General features: G+C 68.0%; 16 protein-coding genes. 8 read left to right on the top strand and 8 right to left on the bottom strand.

What is annotated here, in order from left to right:
• The first annotated feature begins 41 nt into the window (after positions 1 to 41).
• Positions 42 to 1,016: a hypothetical protein gene (locus ABE543_RS03685; RefSeq protein WP_053515678.1), complete on the top strand. Its 975-nt coding sequence runs from the start codon at positions 42 to 44 to the stop codon at positions 1,014 to 1,016.
• A complete protein-coding gene (locus ABE543_RS03680) occupies positions 1,013 to 1,387 on the top strand; it encodes a hypothetical protein (protein ID WP_065174417.1) in 375 nt (124 codons plus the stop codon). Before ABE543_RS03685 ends, ABE543_RS03680 begins: the two co-directional genes overlap by 4 nt.
• Before the next feature lie 132 nt (positions 1,388 to 1,519).
• Here the strand turns inward: ABE543_RS03680 and accC are convergent, their stop codons facing one another.
• From accC to ABE543_RS03660, 4 genes are all read right to left on the bottom strand, one after another.
• Complete coding sequence (gene accC / locus ABE543_RS03675; protein ID WP_014648613.1) at positions 1,520 to 2,887, bottom strand: acetyl-CoA carboxylase biotin carboxylase subunit; 1,368 nt, start codon at positions 2,885 to 2,887, stop codon at positions 1,520 to 1,522.
• Positions 2,888 to 2,897: 10 nt separating this feature from the next.
• Positions 2,898 to 3,377 (bottom strand): acetyl-CoA carboxylase biotin carboxyl carrier protein, encoded by a 480-nt coding sequence (gene accB, locus ABE543_RS03670; protein WP_053515682.1) that lies wholly within the window; start codon positions 3,375 to 3,377, stop codon positions 2,898 to 2,900.
• Between the two features lie 59 nt (positions 3,378 to 3,436).
• The gene (aroQ, locus tag ABE543_RS03665; RefSeq protein ID WP_053515684.1) at positions 3,437 to 3,880 is read right to left on the bottom strand and encodes a type II 3-dehydroquinate dehydratase; all 444 of its coding nucleotides are present in this window, start codon (positions 3,878 to 3,880) and stop codon (positions 3,437 to 3,439) included.
• Between the two features lie 231 nt (positions 3,881 to 4,111).
• Complete coding sequence (locus tag ABE543_RS03660; RefSeq protein WP_253119278.1) at positions 4,112 to 4,846, bottom strand: DOPA 4,5-dioxygenase family protein; 735 nt, start codon at positions 4,844 to 4,846, stop codon at positions 4,112 to 4,114.
• A 152-nt stretch (positions 4,847 to 4,998) separates the two neighbouring features.
• On the opposite strand from ABE543_RS03660, the gene ABE543_RS03655 reads away from it, so the two are divergent.
• Positions 4,999 to 5,826, top strand: coding sequence for an isocitrate lyase/phosphoenolpyruvate mutase family protein (locus tag ABE543_RS03655; protein ID WP_180875469.1), 828 nt, complete (start codon positions 4,999 to 5,001; stop codon positions 5,824 to 5,826).
• Positions 5,827 to 5,890: 64 nt separating this feature from the next.
• On the opposite strand, the gene ABE543_RS03650 is transcribed toward ABE543_RS03655, so the two are convergent.
• The gene (locus ABE543_RS03650; RefSeq protein WP_263176011.1) at positions 5,891 to 7,939 is read right to left on the bottom strand and encodes a TonB-dependent receptor; all 2,049 of its coding nucleotides are present in this window, start codon (positions 7,937 to 7,939) and stop codon (positions 5,891 to 5,893) included.
• Between the two features lie 203 nt (positions 7,940 to 8,142).
• Here ABE543_RS03650 and ABE543_RS03645 point away from each other — a divergent pair, with 203 nt between their 5' ends.
• On the top strand, positions 8,143 to 8,739 hold the full coding sequence (locus ABE543_RS03645) for an NAD(P)H-dependent oxidoreductase (protein WP_053515689.1): 597 nt from the start codon (positions 8,143 to 8,145) through the stop codon (positions 8,737 to 8,739).
• Positions 8,740 to 8,755: 16 nt separating this feature from the next.
• Positions 8,756 to 9,349 (top strand): TetR/AcrR family transcriptional regulator, encoded by a 594-nt coding sequence (locus tag ABE543_RS03640; protein ID WP_053515691.1) that lies wholly within the window; start codon positions 8,756 to 8,758, stop codon positions 9,347 to 9,349.
• A gap of 13 nt (positions 9,350 to 9,362) precedes the next feature.
• On the opposite strand, the gene ABE543_RS03635 is transcribed toward ABE543_RS03640, so the two are convergent.
• Entirely contained in the window at positions 9,363 to 10,151 is a 789-nt protein-coding gene (locus tag ABE543_RS03635) for a D-alanyl-D-alanine carboxypeptidase family protein (RefSeq protein ID WP_065181560.1), read from the bottom strand.
• Between the two features lie 120 nt (positions 10,152 to 10,271).
• On the opposite strand from ABE543_RS03635, the gene ABE543_RS03630 reads away from it, so the two are divergent.
• From ABE543_RS03630 to ABE543_RS03620, 3 genes are all read left to right on the top strand, one after another.
• Positions 10,272 to 11,822, top strand: coding sequence for an alkaline phosphatase (locus tag ABE543_RS03630; RefSeq protein ID WP_346475323.1), 1,551 nt, complete (start codon positions 10,272 to 10,274; stop codon positions 11,820 to 11,822).
• 61 nt (positions 11,823 to 11,883) lie between these two features.
• A complete protein-coding gene (locus ABE543_RS03625; protein ID WP_111186278.1) occupies positions 11,884 to 12,450 on the top strand; it encodes a GIY-YIG nuclease family protein in 567 nt (188 codons plus the stop codon).
• 315 nt (positions 12,451 to 12,765) lie between these two features.
• A complete protein-coding gene (locus tag ABE543_RS03620) occupies positions 12,766 to 13,662 on the top strand; it encodes a LysR substrate-binding domain-containing protein (RefSeq protein WP_065174425.1) in 897 nt (298 codons plus the stop codon).
• 51 nt (positions 13,663 to 13,713) lie between these two features.
• Here ABE543_RS03620 and ABE543_RS03615 read toward each other — a convergent pair whose 3' ends face one another.
• Positions 13,714 to 14,430: a transporter substrate-binding domain-containing protein gene (locus ABE543_RS03615; protein ID WP_263176001.1), complete on the bottom strand. Its 717-nt coding sequence runs from the start codon at positions 14,428 to 14,430 to the stop codon at positions 13,714 to 13,716.
• Between the two features lie 259 nt (positions 14,431 to 14,689).
• Entirely contained in the window at positions 14,690 to 15,529 is an 840-nt protein-coding gene (locus ABE543_RS03610; RefSeq protein WP_346475322.1) for an arylamine N-acetyltransferase, read from the bottom strand.
• Positions 15,530 to 15,726 lie beyond the last annotated feature (197 nt).

Here is a 15,726-nt window from a genome sequence, read left to right as displayed (position 1 = left end):
CTGCGCGCTTTCCTGTGCGCCCCCGACGCTTTCCGTTGCCGATGGCCCTCGCTCCGACCCTGAAAACCTGGTTGCTCGTGCTGCCGGCGGTGGCCGTGCTGGGCGTGGCCGGGTATCGGGCCAGCGGGCACGTGGGCTCGGTATCGTCTCCGGTCGCGGCCTCCGGGCTGCCGACGGCCCAGGTGGCGGGCAACGAGGATGGCACGACGATGCCGGTCATGCCCGAGGCGCTGGCGCGGCGTCTGGCGGCCTTCGAGCGGGGCGGCGCACTGCCGTCCGGCCTGCCGCTGGACATCCGGGCCGACATCGAGGGCGCCACCGATCTGTTCGCCTATGCGCAGCGGTTGCGTGCGCAGGCCGACGGTGGCAACCACGAAGCGCGCTGGATGCTCAGCCGGGTGTATGACTACTGCGCGCAGTACGCGGTCGATCCCGGGGGGTATCGCCTGGACAACAACGTGCTGGCGGGGCTGGGCCTGAGTGCCGCACCGGCCATGGTCGATGCGCGCGAGCGCGTGGCCCAGCGCTGCGGCGGGTTCGTGCCCGGCGACAAACTGGGCGCGGCGCTGGTGCTGGCGGAGCGTCGCAAGGCGGCCGCGCAGGGCAATCTGGCGGCCGAAGCTGCGCTGTTCGCTGAAGGTGAGCCGCTGCATGACAGCGCGGACTACCGCCGTGGCCTGGTCGAGCGCGTGCGCCTGTCGCGCGATCCGGAGGCATTCATGGCCCTCGCTCCGGGAATGGGCGTGCGCGCCGCCGGTGACAGTGCACTGGACGGGCTGGTGGCCGGCGAGCAGCTCAGCGAAATGGCGTGGCGGCTTGCGGCCTGCGAACTCGGTCTACCGTGTGGGGCCGACAGTGTGCTGGTCAACAGTTTTTGTGCGAATGGAGGGATCTGTTCGCAGGATGAGACGCAGGATTTCCGGGATTTCGTGTATGACGCTGCGGTTTCGCGGCAAGGTGCTGGGAAGATGAACGAATGGATCAAGCGATTGATTGGAAGGGGGAGCAGGCCATGAACTACCGTCGATTCCTTCACGGAGCCAAGTTCTGGTTCTGGGTGGCACTGTTCGTGGCGTATTCGGCCGGCGCGGTGGGCCTGTTGATGATCGATACCTACGAGGATCGCTACCGGCATCTGTCGAAGGTGGAGCTGACCACGGTGAAGGCACAGGAAGACCTGCGCCGCGCCGGCGCCAGCCAGGTCGCTGCGGTCTATCGCGCGCAGAGCGGCGTGCCGTTCGCATCGCTGCCGGCGGGCAGCACCTTCCAGGTGGTCTGGCCCGATGGCTCGACCGAGACCATGGTGATTGTCGATCCGACCTCGCCCAATGGTGTGCGCCCGCTGCCGAACTCGCAGATTCCGGCAACCGCGGCCGACAGGCACTGACACCGATCCTGCAGCGCCGGGCCCTCACGCGCGGCTGCTTTTCCCGGTACGCCGGGCGCGGGGGAAGGCGCTGCAGAAAACAGAAAAGGGCGGGGATATCCCCGCCCTTTTCGTGTCCGGCACCTGTGCCGATCAGGTCAGCGCGATCGGCTTGTTCTTGCGCTCGGCCAGACGCTTTTCCAGGTAGTGGATGTTCTGGCCACCGGCCTGGAAGCCCTTGTCGCGCATGATCCGCTGCTGCAGGGCGATGTTGGTCTTGATACCGTCGACCACCATTTCGCTCAGCGCCACCCGCATGCGGGCGATCGCGGTTTCGCGGTCCGGGCCGTGCACGATCAGCTTGCCGATCATCGAGTCATAGTTCGATGGCACGCGGTAACCACTGTAGATGTGGGTGTCCACGCGCACGCCGGGGCCGCCCGGCGGATGGAAGCCGGTGATGGTGCCCGGGCTCGGCACGAAGGTTTCAGCATCTTCGGCGTTGATGCGGCACTCGATGGCATGGCCGGTGAGCACCACGTCGCTCTGCTTGATCGACAGCTTCTGGCCGGCGGCGATCTTCAGCTGCTCGGCCACCAGGTCGATGCCGGTGACCATTTCGGTGACCGGATGTTCCACCTGGATGCGGGTGTTCATTTCGATGAAGTAGAAGCGGCCGTCCTCGTACAGGAACTCGAACGTGCCGGCGCCGCGGTAGCCGATGCGGATGCAGGCCTCCACGCAGACCTTGCCGATCTGCTCGCGCTGCTCGGCGGTGATGCCCGGTGCCGGTGCTTCCTCGACCACCTTCTGGTGACGGCGCTGCATCGAGCAGTCGCGCTCGCCGAGGTGGATGGCATTGCCCTGGCCGTCGGCCAGCACCTGGATCTCCACGTGGCGCGGGTTCTCCAGGAACTTCTCCATGTAGACCTCGCCATTGCCGAACGCCGCCTTCGCTTCGCTCTTGGTGGTTTCGATCGAGGTCTTCAACGAGGCTTCGGCGTGCACCACGCGCATGCCGCGACCGCCGCCGCCGCCCGCTGCCTTGATGATGACCGGGTAGCCGATCTCACGGGCGATCTTGGTGTTGGCGACGATGTCCTCGCCCAGCGGGCCGCCCGAGCCGGGCACGCACGGCACACCGGCGGCCTTCATGGCGCGGATGGCTTCGACCTTGTCACCCATCATGCGGATGGTGTCGGCCTTGGGGCCGATGAAGATGAAGCCGGATTCCTCCACGCGCTCGGCGAAATCGGCGTTCTCCGACAGGAAGCCGTAGCCCGGATGGATGGCCTGGGCATCGGTGACTTCCGCCGCGGCGATCAGGGCGGGGATGTTGAGGTAGCTCTGCGGCGACGGCGCCGGGCCGATGCAGACCGACTCGTCGGCCATGGCCACATGCTTGAGGTTGCGGTCGACCGTGGAGTGCACGGCCACCGTGCGGATGCCCAGGGTGTGGCACGCGCGCAGGATGCGCAGCGCGATCTCCCCTCGGTTGGCGATGACGACTTTGTCGAGCATGGCGTGCCCCTCAGCCGATCACGAACAGCGGCTGGTCGAACTCCACCGGCTGGCCGTTCTCGCCGAGGATGGCGACGATGGTGCCGGACGCGTCGGCTTCGATCGGGTTGAACATCTTCATCGCTTCGATGATGGCCAGGGTTTCGCCTTCCTTGACCTGCTGGCCCACGGTGACGAAGGCCGGCTTGTCCGGAGCGGACGAGGCATAGAAGGTGCCGACCATCGGCGAACGCAGCACGTGGCCTTCCGGCAGCGCCGGGCCCGGCTTGGCGGTGCCGCCGGTGGAGGCTTCGGTCGGCGACTGCATCGGCATTGCCTGCGGCGCCGGCGCGGCAGGGGCGGCATACACCGGAGCGGCGACCGGGGCGGCATAGCCGGCGACCGGCGCGCGCGACAGGCGCACGGACTCTTCGCCTTCCTTGATTTCGATTTCGGCCAGGTTCGACTCTTCCAGCAGGTCGATCAGCTTCTTGATTTTGCGCAGATCCATGAGGGCCTCTTGGGTTTCTATCTAGGTGAGGAGAGCGCCGTGGGCGCCCGGGTCGACAATCAGGTGGCGGACAGCCGCAGCAGCGCCGCGTCCATCGCGTAGCGGTAGCTGTCGGCGCCGAAGCCGCACACCACGCCGACCGCCTTGTCGCTGAAATAGCTGTGCTGGCGGAACGGTTCGCGGGCGTGCGGGTTGGACAGGTGGATTTCGATGAACGGCACGGCCACGGCCGCCAGCGCATCGCGCAGGGCGACCGAGGTGTGGGTGAACGCGGCCGGGTTGATCAGGATGAACGCCGTGCCGTCGGTGCGGGCGGCCTGTACGCGGTCCACCAGCGCGTGTTCGGCGTTGGACTGCAGGCTCTCCAGCACGTGCCCGGCGGCGTCGGCCTGGCGGGCCAGCGCTTGGTCGATGTCGGCCAGGGTGGTGTGGCCGTAGACCTCCGGCTCGCGGGTACCGAGCAGGTTGAGGTTGGGGCCGTGCAGGACCAGCAGCTTCGCCATGGGATCCGATCGACTGGAAAGGGCGGCAGTCTGGCGGAAGCGGCCGATGCTGTCCAGTTCGGCGAAGTTTGCCGCGTTTCAATCGATTGTTTGAAATCGCTGGAAGCGCTTGTGCCCGTATGCCGGGCAGCGCTTCAAGGCGCGCTGAACGTGGCGACGGCTGCTGATACCCGCACGTACGCCGACGATGGCGGCCGACCGCTCCTGTCCGGCCAGGCCGGGCGGGGCTGCTCAGGTTTCCAGCGGCCGCGTCGGCACGACGTTGGGGAACACCTGTTCCAGCGGCTCCTGCTCGCCCGGCCGGGGCGCGGGCCAGTCGTAGGCGTTCACCGGCTGCGCGCGGTTCACCCACAGCGCGTAATGCAGGTGGTCGGCGCGCCCATCGCCGGTGTTGGGGTGGATGAGGATCGTCAGGCCCAGGCTGTTGAGCTGCAGCCATGGCACCACGACCGGCAGGAGATCGTTGGTGAAGCCGAAGTAGAAGGACGGGGTGACATGGGGGCCGCGTGGCTCCGGATTCCAGTTGCCCAGTTCCACCGGGAAGCGTTCCGCCACCCAGCGCCGGATCAGTGCGGCCTTGGCCGAGGTGTCCTCGTCGAAATAGATGTGGGCGTGGTAACTCTTGATGTCGGTGTAGGGGCGTGGGAGGGTCGGCAATGGCGATTCGCCCGGGCGTGTGCTGCGCGGTCGTGGGGTCGGTTCGCTGGCGGTGTCCTGTCCCCAGGGACTGCGGCCCTGCGCCGGCGGCGGGACGATCGCCTGGAATCCGGGACGCCCCGGTGCGGTCGTGTTCGCCACCTCTCGGGCCGGTGTTGCGGCGGCCGGACGCGTGGCGCCGGCCAGGCCACCTGCGGCCAGGCCGGCCGATGCGATCAGGCGGCGCCGGCTGGGTGAGAACGGCGCGGCCTGGTGTGCATCGGTGTCGTCGCCAGCAATGGCGTCAGAAGAATGCGGGGAGCGCGGCATGGTTGTTTCCGTGGACGGCGGACCGTCACCGTCGGACGGATGCGGGGCCGCGTCCAATGATCCGGTGGCATCACCTGATGCTGCGCCGCAGGTGCGTTGAGTCCTGTGCGCCGCCCGGATAGGGTGGTCAGCTCACCGCACGGATACCCGCCATGAACAGCGCAGATGCCACCACTGCCCGCAGACGTGCCACGTTCCGGCAGTTGCATGCGCAGGGCTGCTTCGTATTGCCCAATCCGTGGGACATCGGCAGCGCGCGCTACCTGCAGCGGCAGGGCTTCCTGGCATTGGCCACCACCAGCGCGGGGTGTGCATGGAGCGAAGGTCGCCCCGATGGTGCGGTATCGCTGCAGGCGACGCTTGACCACCTGCGGCTGATGGTGGCCGCCACCGACCTGCCGGTGAACGCAGACTTCGGCGATGGCTTCGGCGCCACGCCACAGGACGTGGCTGAGGCCGTGACGGCGGCCCTGGATACGGGCATCGCCGCTCTGTCGATTGAAGATGCCAGCGGTCTGGCCGACGCGCCGCTGCGCCCGCTGGAGGAGGCCGTGCAACGCCTGCGTGCGGCGCGTGCGGCCATCGATCGCGCCGCGGCCGATGTGCTGCTGGTGGGCCGGGCGGAAAACTTCTTCGTGGGCGTACCGGATCTGGAAGACACGCTGCAGCGCCTGCGTGCCTACGCGGCCGCAGGTGCCGATGTGTTGTACGCACCGGGCATCACCACGGCCGAACAGATCCAGGCGGTGGTGGCCGCGGCCGGCGGCAAGCCGGTGAACCTGCTGGTGGGCGGACCGACGTCACTGACGCTGCAGGACATCGCTGCGATGGGGGTACGCCGGGTCAGCCTGGGCGGGGCGTTGGCCCGTGCGGCGTGGGGGGGATTGATGCGGGCCACCGATCCCATCCAGCAGGAAGGCCGCTTTGATGGCCTGCAGGCGGCAGCATCGGGTGCGGCGCTGAACGCGCTGTTCCGCTGAGGCAGGGCCGCGGATGCACGGCAGGATCCCTTCGCTGCGCGAAGGGATCCGAGCCAGTGCTGCATCAGAACCGTGCGGTGGCGCCCACGAAGAAGGTGCGCGCGCCGCCGTCGTAGTTGTTGCCTTCGTCGATGGTGGACACGTCGCCCACGTTCAGGACGCCGGCACGCAGGGTCAGGTTGTCGTTCACGTCGAAGCCGGTCACCAGATCCCAGGTGGTGTACGCCTTGGCGAAGGTCGCGCTGGTGGCCGATACCAGTTGCTTGCCGATGTGCTGCGCACTGGCATTCAACGACCAGGCATCGGTCACCTGCCATTCCAGCGAGGTGTTGGCTGTCAGCTCCGGTACTACCAGCAGGGTAGCGCCGGTGGTGCGGTTCTTCGATTCCAGCATGCGCGTGGCGTGGGTGGTCCAGTTCAGGCGTTCGTGCAGCGGCACGGTCACGCTGGCTTCCACACCGCGGGTGCGTGCCTTCTGGATGTTCTGTGCCACCGTCCACCAGTAGCCGTTGACGAAGCTGGTGGTCTGGCCGGGAATCTGGCTCAGCGGCACCTGTTCGATCTTGTCGTCGAAGTTGGTCAGGAAGTAGGTGGCCGAGGCCGACCAGCCCTCGCGGTCGAAGCCCACGCCCAGCTCGTAGTTGGTGCTGGTCTCCGGTTCCAGGTTCGGGTTGCCGGCCATGTAGCAGCCGCGCGTGCCGTCGGCATTCACCGAACGGCTGCTCCAGCCTTCGGCGGTCAGGGCACGGCAGCCGTTGCCGCCGGACTGGGTCGCAGCGCCGGCCGTTCCCTGCTTCAGGTTGGGGGCACGGAAGCCCTTGGAAATGCCGCCGCGCACGGTCCATGCATCGGCCGGGTGCCAGACGCCGTAGATGCGCGGGCTCAGGTTGTCATCGTAGTTTTCCGTGTTGTCCCAGCGCAGGCCCAGGGTCAGCACGAAGCGCTCGTGCAGGGTGAGGTGGTCCTCGGCGAACAGCGCCCAGGAGTCGGCCTCGCTGGTCGGGCTGATGCGGCCGCTGCCCGTCCAGGTGACCGGAACGGTACCGATGGTGTCGCTGTTCTCCAACTCCTCGCGCTTCCACTGCCCGCCCACATTCAGGCTGTGCTCGACGCCCCAGTGGAAGCCGGTGTTGAAGGCGGTATCGAACACCGTTTCCTTCGAACGGTTGCCGACGTCGCTGCCCTTGTCTTCGTATTCGTTCTGCACCAGCGTGGTCTTCGACGTGGTGGCGTCGCTGTAGGTGCCGTCATGGCGGATCACGTAGCCGGTCTGCACCAGCTTGGACAGTCCCCAGCTGTTGACCTGGCCGGCCCCGCTGTTGCGCTGCGTTCCGCGCGAGGCCTCCACGCCCACGACGTGGCTGTCGCTGATGCGCCAGTCGAACAGCACGTTGGCGTTCTCTGCCTTGTTGCCCGGCGTCTGCCGCGCGCCGCGGTCAGATTCGCGGTCAGTGACGTTGGCGCCGATGCGCACGCCCAGGTTGTCGGTCAGCGGGCCACTGAACAGCGCTCCCATCTGCGTGGTATTGCCGCGGGTGTCCGAATCGGGCTTGCTGTAGTTGAAGGTGGCCGAGCCGCCCCAGTGGTCGGCGATCTTGCGGGTGATGATGTTGATCACACCCCCCATCGCGTCCGATCCGTACAGCGAGGACATCGGGCCGCGCACCACTTCGATGCGTTCGATCATGTCCGGCGACAGCCAGTTCAGATCCTGCGGGCCCAGGTCATCACGATAGTTCACGCCGGCCGAGCTGCCCTGGCGGCGGCCATCGATCAGGATCAGTGTGTACTGCTCCGGCAGGCCGCGCAGCCGGATCTTCGACTGCGCACCGGACAGCGCGTAACCGCCGGTCACGCCGGGCACGGTGCTCAACAGCTGGCCGATGCTGCTGACCGGCTTGCGCTCGATGTCCTCGCGGGTGATCACGCTGATGCTGGCGGGGGCATCCCGGATCCATTGCTGGGCGCCGGTGGCGGTGACCACCACGGTGTCCATCTGCTTGGCGGCGGCATCGACTGACGCCTCGGCGTGGGCCTGGGAGGCGAGGGCAAGGCCGATGGCCACGGCCAGCGTGGCAACGGAACGACGGGACTTCAGACTGGCATGCAACATCGCGCGGTACTCCGGGTGAGGGGGTCCACTGGCGATGGCTGGGACGTCCGTGTGGGGTTTCAGATCTCCTTAACAATCGTATCACGAATCATTTGCATTTGACTTGAGGCGATACAGAACGCCAGAAACAGTGTCCTGCTGGCAGTGCTGATCGGGCTGGGTTCGCTAGTTACCATTAGTAACTAATCTCCAAGGAGTTGCCCATGCACAGCCTGATTGTTGTTGCCCATCCCGATCCTGCCTCGCTGACCCACGCGGTAGCCGCTCGCATCGCGCAGGCCATCGCCGATGCCGATGAGAGCAATACCACCGCCATGGCCGATCTGATGGCCGAAGGCTTCGACCCGCGCTTCAACGGGCAGGACCAGGCCCTGTTCCGCGGCATCGCGCCGCCACCGGCCGATGTGGCGGCCGAGCACGCACGGCTGGATGCGACCGACACGCTGGTGCTGGTCTACCCGCTCTACTGGTGGTCGTTCCCGGCGCTGCTGAAGGGCTGGATCGATCGCGTTTTCACCCAGGGCTGGGCCTACGCTGAGGGTGCCGATGGAAAAGTGGAGAAGCGGCTGCAGCGGCTGCAGGTGCATCTGGTCGGCATCGGGGGTGCCGATGCCGCGATGATTGAACGCCGTGGCTATGGCGCGGCCATGAACACGCAGATCGACATGGGCATCTTCGATTACTGCGGCGCGCGCGTGCTGTCCTCCACCCTGCTGCTGGAGGCGGACACCGGGGCGGCCGCGGCGCATCTGCAGACCGCGATGGAGATCGGCCGTAAAATCGGACATCCAACGAGCTGACAGCCGTGTTCCGCCGATGCCTGCCACCGACACCCCCACGCGTCGCCGACTGACCCGCGAGCAGCGGGCCCGCCAGCTGCTGGATGTCGCATGGGCGCTGGTAGGCGCCGAAGGCACCGATGCCTTGACCCTGGGGCGCCTGGCCGAAGCGGCGGGCGTGACCAAGCCGGTGGCCTACGATCACTTCGTGACGCGCAACGGCCTGCTGGCGGCGCTCTACCATGACTACGACCAGCGGCAGACGCTCATTTTCAATGACCGTATCGCCGCGGCGCCGGCAGAACTGACCGCGCGCGCAGCGGCCATCGCGTCCGGTTACATCGACTGCGTGCTGAGCCAGGGCAGCGACGTGCAGAGCATCCTCGCAGCGCTGGTCGGCGCGCCGGAGCTGCGCGAGGTGCGTCACTGCTACCAGCAGGAGTTCATCGACAACTGCGCGGACTGGCTGGGCCCGTTCGCCGGTGACGGCCAGGTACCGGTGGAGGGGCGCTGGGCGATCCTCGGCGCTGCCGAAGCGCTGTCCGAAGCGGTGGCCAATGGCGCGATCGGCAAAGCCGACGCGGAACGCGAACTGCAGCGGGTGATCGTATCCACCGTTGTACGGGACTGACTGCCCGCGCAGCTCAGGCTTCTGCGACGGTGTCGCCGGCCAACGCGGCGAATCCACTGGCAAGATGCCTGCGCACCCGCGCATCGCGTGCTTCGCGGTCTTCCGAGCCAAGCACCACGGTGATCAATCGCACCGGCTGCGCGTGTCCGGCGATGGGGCGGCGCGCCGTAGCCGCCAGGCAGAACCCGGCCGCGCGGGTATAGCCGGTCTTCAGGCCGTCCACACCTTCATCGGCGAGCAGTGCGTTCTGGTTGCTGCGGCTGAACGTCCCGTGCGCGAACGCCGGCTGTGCGGTGATGGCCAGCACCTGCGGATGATCTGCCAGCAGGCGGCCCGCCAGCACCGCCATGTCGCGTGCGCTGGATACGTGCCGCGGCGTGGTGATGCCGGACACCGACGCGAACCAGGTACTGCCCAGGCCGAGACGCCGCGCCAGCGCGTTCATGTGCTGCAGGTACGCCGCCTGCGAGCCGTGCAGATGGCGGGCAAGCACAAGGGCCGCGTCGTTGCCCGATACCACCAGCATGCCCTGCAGCAGCCGGCCCAGCGTGACCGTTTCGCCGGGCACCAGGCCCATGCGCGTTTCATCGTCAGCAACCGCGTGCACGTCCTCGGCGGCAACGGTCACCGGCATCTCCCAAGCGGCGGCGCTGGATGCGACCTGTTCGTAGGCTGCGTACGCGGTCATCAGTTTGGTCAGTGAAGCAGGCGGACGCTGCAGGTCGGCGTTCTCCTGGTGGATGACCGCGAAGCTGCCGGCATCCAGGGTGATCGAGGAGACCGGGGGACGTGGAGACGGCATGGTGGCGCGGCAGGGGAGACGTTCCACAGGATACCGCTGCCACGATGCGTGAATCTGCAATATTGCAATGATATAACGTCGCGCATTCCGGGCCGCCTGCCCGACCCCACAGGATGCACGATGACCGCACACACGCCGCGCCGTTGGCTCTACCCTTCGATTCTGGCCGCGCTGGCAGCCCTCGCCGGCTGCCAGCCGGCACCGCGTGCGCAGGCGCCGGTGGCGACCGGCGGCTACCCGCACAACGTGATCGTGATGATCAACGACGGCGCGGGCTGGGGAACCTGGGATGCCGCCGCGTACTGGCAGTATGGCAGCCGCGAAGGCGCCCCGTACGCGCACTTCCCGCAGCGCCTTGCGGTGGCCACGTTCCCGCTCAACGCCAGCAGCCAGCCCACGCACGATTCGGCGCAGACGCTCGGCTACGACGCCGCGAAAGCATGGGATGCCACCCCGGTACCGGCAGCGGATCTTCCGTTCGCCGGTTATCAGTACCTGGCCGCGGTGGCGACCGACAGCGCCGCGGCGGGCACGGCGTTGTCGTCGGGCATCAAGACGTACAACAACGCCATCAACGTCGACAACGACGGCGTCGCGGTCGAGTTCAACACCCTGCGCGCCAAGCGCCTGGGCATGGCAACCGGTGTGGTCACCTCGGTGCCGTTCTCGCACGCGACACCGGCCGCGTTCGCCGCGCAGAACGCGTCGCGCAACAACTACCATGCCATCGCCCACCAGATGCTGGCGCAGGGCCACATGGACCTGGTCATGGGAACCGGCGGCCCCGGCTACAGCGTCGATGGCCGCGCCTGCGATGACGATGCAGGCGCAGTGAAGGAAGAGGGTTGCGCGAACCCCTGGGAGTGGGTGTCGCAGCAGGACTGGCAGCAGCTGGAAGCAGGCACCCCCATCGCTGGCAATCCTGCCGGACCGTGGCGGTTGATCCGCAGCAAGGAAGCGTTCGCTGCGCTTGCACAGGGGAGGGTGCCAGCCGACCGCCCGTTGATCGGCGTACCGCGTGTGGCCAGCACCCTGCAGCAGGCGCGTCAGCTGCAGGTCCTGGGCAGGGATGAGACCACTCCCTCCGGCGTGAGGAAGATCGACAGCGTGCCGGACCTGGCGACCATGACCCGCGGCGCCCTGCAGTTCCTGCAGCAGCGCTCGTCCAAGGGCCTGTTCCTGATGGTGGAAGGCGGGGCCACCGACTGGGCCGCGCATACCAGCGCGTGCGGCACGGAATGGCATTACGGCCAGTGCGGCGACCAGCCGCAGTACGGCCGCCTGATCGAAGAGACGGTCGAGTTCAACGATGCGGTATCGGCGGTGGTGGCGTGGATCGAGCGCAACGGCGGATGGCAGCGCAATCTGCTGATCGTCACCACCGACCACGACAACAGCATGCCGATGGGCCCCGACGCGCAGCAGGTGGCGTTCGAGCCGGTGCGCAACAACGGGCGCGGGCGGATGCCGGGGATGAGCTTCCGCCCCACCGGCAATCACTCCAACGCACTGGTACCGCTGTGGGCCAAGGGCGCCGGCGCCGAGCGGCTCACCGCCCGAGTGCGCGGCATCGACGCCGGTTACCGCCAGCATGTGCGGTGGAATGATGGCAGCTACATCGACAACACCGACGTGGCTGCCGCAGTGCAGGACGTACTGCAGCGGCCTTGAGCAGAACAGTGCACGGTCCGGCCCGGTTGCCATCGCGTCCGGGGCGATGCAGCCTGCGCCGATGGAACCGCAGATCCGCATCGATGGTCGTGTCTTCGCCTACGTCTTTCCCTGCGCCTGGGAGGATTACGCCAAGATCGGCTTTACGCGTGACCCGCTCGGCCGCATCAGCGCACTGCATCGGCGCTGGTTCGAGTTCTTCGATCTGTGCGCCGGGGCGCTGGTGGAGGCGGAAACCGAGCGCGATGCGCGTGACCTGGAGCTGGAGTTGCGTTCCCCCTTTCGTGCACATCGCGCGCCGGCACCGATGACCGTGCAGGACAAGGCCGGCGGACGCACCGAATGGGTGCGTGGCGCGAACCAGGCCCTGTCCGATGCTGTGCGTGCGCTGGATGGGCGCGGATATCGGACCTTCCCGCTGCGCCCCTGGCTGCGCGCCGCCATGGTCCAGCGGCTGGATCGCCTGCATGACTGGGCCGCCCTGCAGCTGCCGGAAGAGGAAAGCCTGCGCATGCCGGGCAGCCCCGGACCGGCGGTGCTGCGCGATACTCTCGATGGCTATCGCGCGCTGGACATCGACCCGCTGCCATCGCTGCCGCCCCATGTGCAGGCCTGGTACGGGCATTAGCGCCCCGGCCCCGGTAAGCCCGCCGCTGCCTCGCTCAGCGCGGGGCGGAGCAGGTGGGGCAAGGCACCTGCACCGCAGCTGGACGGTCGAGGTGTGTGCTCCGGTACGGCTTTGCGGGTACCCCGGTCGTGCTGGCTACCGGCGTGGCCAACTGGCGCGCCAGCTCGGCGCTTGCGATGTGACCGTGCAGGAACAACAGACTGCTGAAGATGTTCATGATCGTCGCTCCACTTGAGTGGATTGAACGATACGGGCAGCATGAGGACGTAAAAAGCGACATTTCCGCAAGCTTGACTTGAACAGGATTCAAGCCTCATGTCCCGCCCACCCCTCCATGCCCTGCAGGGTTTCGTGGCTGCCGCGCGCCTGGGCAACCTGTCACGCGCCGCGGCGTCGATGAACCTGACCGTCAGCGCGCTCAGCCACCAGATGCGGCAGCTCGAAGAACGCCTCGGACAGCCGCTGCTGGTCCGCCAGGCGCGCGGGGTCGCACTGACCCTGGAGGGCCAGCGCCTGCTCGATCGGGTCGGGCCGCACCTGGATGCAATCAACGAGGTGTTCCAGCGCTACGCCGCGCGCGCCGAACATGTGCTGACGATCAGCGCCGTACCGTCGATGGCCTCCGCATGGCTGGTGCCACGGCTGGGTCATTTCGTCGCCGCACACCCGCAGATCGAGATCAACCTGCAGTCCAGCGAACGCCTTGTCGATTTCGATCGGCAGCTGCAGTTCGACGCGGCCTTGCGCGTAGGCGGCGGGCAATGGGCCGGGCTGGTGGTCGAGCGGCTGTTCGATGAGTGGCTGGTGCCGATGGCCAGCCCGGCGCTGATCGCGCGGATGGGCGGCATCGACCGTGCTCCACTGGCGCAGTGGCCGCTGCTGGGCGATCCGGATGGCGCATGGGCCGCGTGGTTTGCCCTGATCGGGCAGAGCCCCCCTTCGCGGTTCGTGGCGGTGCTCGACGATTCGGAAGCGCATCACCGTGCCGCGCTCGATGGTGTCGGCGTGGCCCTGGGCCGGCTGACGCGCGCGCGCCTGCTGCTGGATTCCGGCCAGCTGGTCGCATTGTCGGAGCAGCGGCTGAAAACGGCCTGGCCGCACTGGCTGGTGTATCCGCAGCGCTCGGCGCGCCACCGTGGATTCCTCGCCTTCCGTGAGTGGTTGCATGCGCAGGCCAGCGAGCATGCGCGGCACATGGAGACGCAGGGCTGATCCGGCCCGGCGCACGCAGCCACCTGCCGCGTGCTGCGGGCCACTGCTGCGTCATCGCACCAGGGTGACCGCCTGTCCGGAACGTGCGAAAGCGTCCTCGAGCAGGGGCCCTGCCTTGATCGCCTCGACCTCGTCGAACAGGGCCCGCAGGGCGGCAGCGGGGCGCGCCGCAGGTGCGGCCACGGCCTGCTGGATCGCAGTGAAGCGGTCGGCGAGCACGCGGTGTCCCGGATGCTGCAGTGCCCAGGCCTGCAGCGGCTGGCGCACGCCAGCGGCGGCATCCAGGCGCCGCGCGTCAAACAGATCGATGGCTGCCGCCGACGTGTCGGCACGCTCGATCGTGGCGTGCCGCAGTTCCCGGCTCAGGAACAGATCGTAGGCGGCACCCCGGCCAACGGCGATGCGCAGCCCATCGCGGTCCAGATCGGCCACCTGCCGCGCCGGACTGTCCTCGCGCACCAGGTAGGTTCCTTCGATCTCCACATACGGTGCACTGAAGGCGATGCGATCGGCTCGTGCCGGATCGATGGCGAGAAAGGCCAGGTCCCATGCGTCGTCGGCTGCCGCCGCGACCACCGATGCGGCCGCATCGTGACAGGTGAATCGCGCCTGCACGCCCATCCGCTGCGCCAGCGCGGTGGCCAGCTCCACCGAGGGGCCGCGCGGCGATCGTGCGTCGCCCCTCGCAAGGACCGGATTCCCCAGATTGATGGCGACGCGCAGATGGCCCAGTGGCGTCAGTGCACTTCGGTGATCGGCCAGGGTCATGCAGCGCTCCGCGAAGGGTGGGCAGGCCAGCATGCCCGCAACGATGCGCACGGAATGTCAGGGCGGCGCCATCCTGCGACGATGCACCCCATCGCGCATGTCGAGATTCCGGCCAGCGACCTGCTCGCGCCATTGCCTTCTACCTGCAACTGCATGGTGCCGGCCACTGGCGGGTGGCCGAGATCTGCGACAGCGAGGGCAACCGCATTGCGCTGCAGGCGCCGGTGACGCCGTAACCCGGGCACCGTGCCGCGCGGTGCTACCGTGATGCGGCGTGCGAGCGCTGCAGCCAATCGGTGATCGCCGGATCGAGCCGCGCATCGTCCGGCACGCGCAGGCCGAATGCCGACTGCAGCACGTCGCGCACGTCGGCGGCATCGCGCAGCGGGCGCTTGAGCGGCGCCTGCCCGGGGCGGTACTCGGTGTAGTTGCCACTGCCGATGGTGCGCCGCCAGTCCGGGCCGGCCAGTGAGGCGCGCAGCTGGCCAGGGAAACCCGAATCCGGGTGCGTGCACACGTACCAGTTGGCCACCACGTTGTCGATCGGCGCTGGCGGCCGCAGGTCGAAGCGGTACAGCGCCCGCCATGCGTCGCCCGCCTGGGCGGACAGCACGAATTCGTCCCCGCCCGGCAGCTGCTGCAGCTGGAAAGACTCATGCGGCGTGGTTTGCGGCGCCGTTTCGTGCAGCCGCAGTGGCACCGTCGGCGTCAGGCCACCGAAGCCGGCATCGACCAGCCAGTCCTCTCCCTCCACGTGCACGCGCAGCAGCAGGTGGGTACGCGCCGTCGGGGCATCGTCCTGTGCTGCCAGCAGCACGCGCGCGCTCAGCGGCTGTGCGTCGAAGCCCACTGCCTGCAGGAGCGCCAGCAGGCCGCCGTTGAGTTCAAAGCAGTAACCGCCGCGCTGCTGGTCGAGAAGCTTGTGCTGCACGCTGTCCAGATCGATCGGCACCGCGTCGCGCAGCAGGCTGCTGAGGGTTTCAAAAGGGAGCAGGGCGTTGTGGCGCTGCACCAGCAGGGTCAGTCCGGCAAGGTCCAGCGACGGCGGAGCATCCAGTTGCAGGCGCTGAAGATAACGGGGGACGTCGAGCGGGGTCATGGCGAGGGCGGCCGGTGGGAAGAATCCCACTGTGCAACCGCAACCGGGGTTGAGGTCAAGCGCGGGCGCTGTGTCACGTCTCCGTCGCCTGGGGCCGGTACAAATAGCGCAACCGGCACGGTGCGTGCCACGGCATCGGCAATGTGCCTAAAGTTGCCGCCGGTCAGGCCGATACAGGTGCGTCCTTCCGCCTGGAG

Source organism: Stenotrophomonas sp. TWI169 (assembly GCF_039674705.1).
Taxonomy (GTDB): Bacteria; Pseudomonadota; Gammaproteobacteria; order Xanthomonadales; family Xanthomonadaceae; genus Stenotrophomonas; species Stenotrophomonas maltophilia_P.
The sequence above is the reverse complement of the archived record's forward strand: the minus strand, read 5'-3'. Positions and strand labels throughout refer to the sequence as shown.

What these genes read in the sequence shown, in the direction of transcription:
- ABE543_RS03685 (WP_053515678.1), top strand. Translation starts at nt 42, where the DNA reads ATGGCCCTCGCTCCGACCCTGAAAACCTGGTTGCTCGTGCTGCCGGCG.
- ABE543_RS03680 (WP_065174417.1), top strand. Translation starts at nt 1,013, where the DNA reads ATGAACTACCGTCGATTCCTTCACGGAGCCAAGTTCTGGTTCTGGGTG.
- accC (WP_014648613.1), bottom strand. Translation starts at nt 2,887, where the DNA reads ATGCTCGACAAAGTCGTCATCGCCAACCGAGGGGAGATCGCGCTGCGC.
- accB (WP_053515682.1), bottom strand. Translation starts at nt 3,377, where the DNA reads ATGGATCTGCGCAAAATCAAGAAGCTGATCGACCTGCTGGAAGAGTCG.
- aroQ (WP_053515684.1), bottom strand. Translation starts at nt 3,880, where the DNA reads ATGGCGAAGCTGCTGGTCCTGCACGGCCCCAACCTCAACCTGCTCGGT.
- ABE543_RS03660 (WP_253119278.1), bottom strand. Translation starts at nt 4,846, where the DNA reads ATGCCGCGCTCCCCGCATTCTTCTGACGCCATTGCTGGCGACGACACC.
- ABE543_RS03655 (WP_180875469.1), top strand. Translation starts at nt 4,999, where the DNA reads ATGAACAGCGCAGATGCCACCACTGCCCGCAGACGTGCCACGTTCCGG.
- ABE543_RS03650 (WP_263176011.1), bottom strand. Translation starts at nt 7,939, where the DNA reads ATGTTGCATGCCAGTCTGAAGTCCCGTCGTTCCGTTGCCACGCTGGCC.
- ABE543_RS03645 (WP_053515689.1), top strand. Translation starts at nt 8,143, where the DNA reads ATGCACAGCCTGATTGTTGTTGCCCATCCCGATCCTGCCTCGCTGACC.
- ABE543_RS03640 (WP_053515691.1), top strand. Translation starts at nt 8,756, where the DNA reads ATGCCTGCCACCGACACCCCCACGCGTCGCCGACTGACCCGCGAGCAG.
- ABE543_RS03635 (WP_065181560.1), bottom strand. Translation starts at nt 10,151, where the DNA reads ATGCCGTCTCCACGTCCCCCGGTCTCCTCGATCACCCTGGATGCCGGC.
- ABE543_RS03630 (WP_346475323.1), top strand. Translation starts at nt 10,272, where the DNA reads ATGACCGCACACACGCCGCGCCGTTGGCTCTACCCTTCGATTCTGGCC.
- ABE543_RS03625 (WP_111186278.1), top strand. Translation starts at nt 11,884, where the DNA reads ATGGAACCGCAGATCCGCATCGATGGTCGTGTCTTCGCCTACGTCTTT.
- ABE543_RS03620 (WP_065174425.1), top strand. Translation starts at nt 12,766, where the DNA reads ATGTCCCGCCCACCCCTCCATGCCCTGCAGGGTTTCGTGGCTGCCGCG.
- ABE543_RS03615 (WP_263176001.1), bottom strand. Translation starts at nt 14,430, where the DNA reads ATGACCCTGGCCGATCACCGAAGTGCACTGACGCCACTGGGCCATCTG.
- ABE543_RS03610 (WP_346475322.1), bottom strand. Translation starts at nt 15,529, where the DNA reads ATGACCCCGCTCGACGTCCCCCGTTATCTTCAGCGCCTGCAACTGGAT.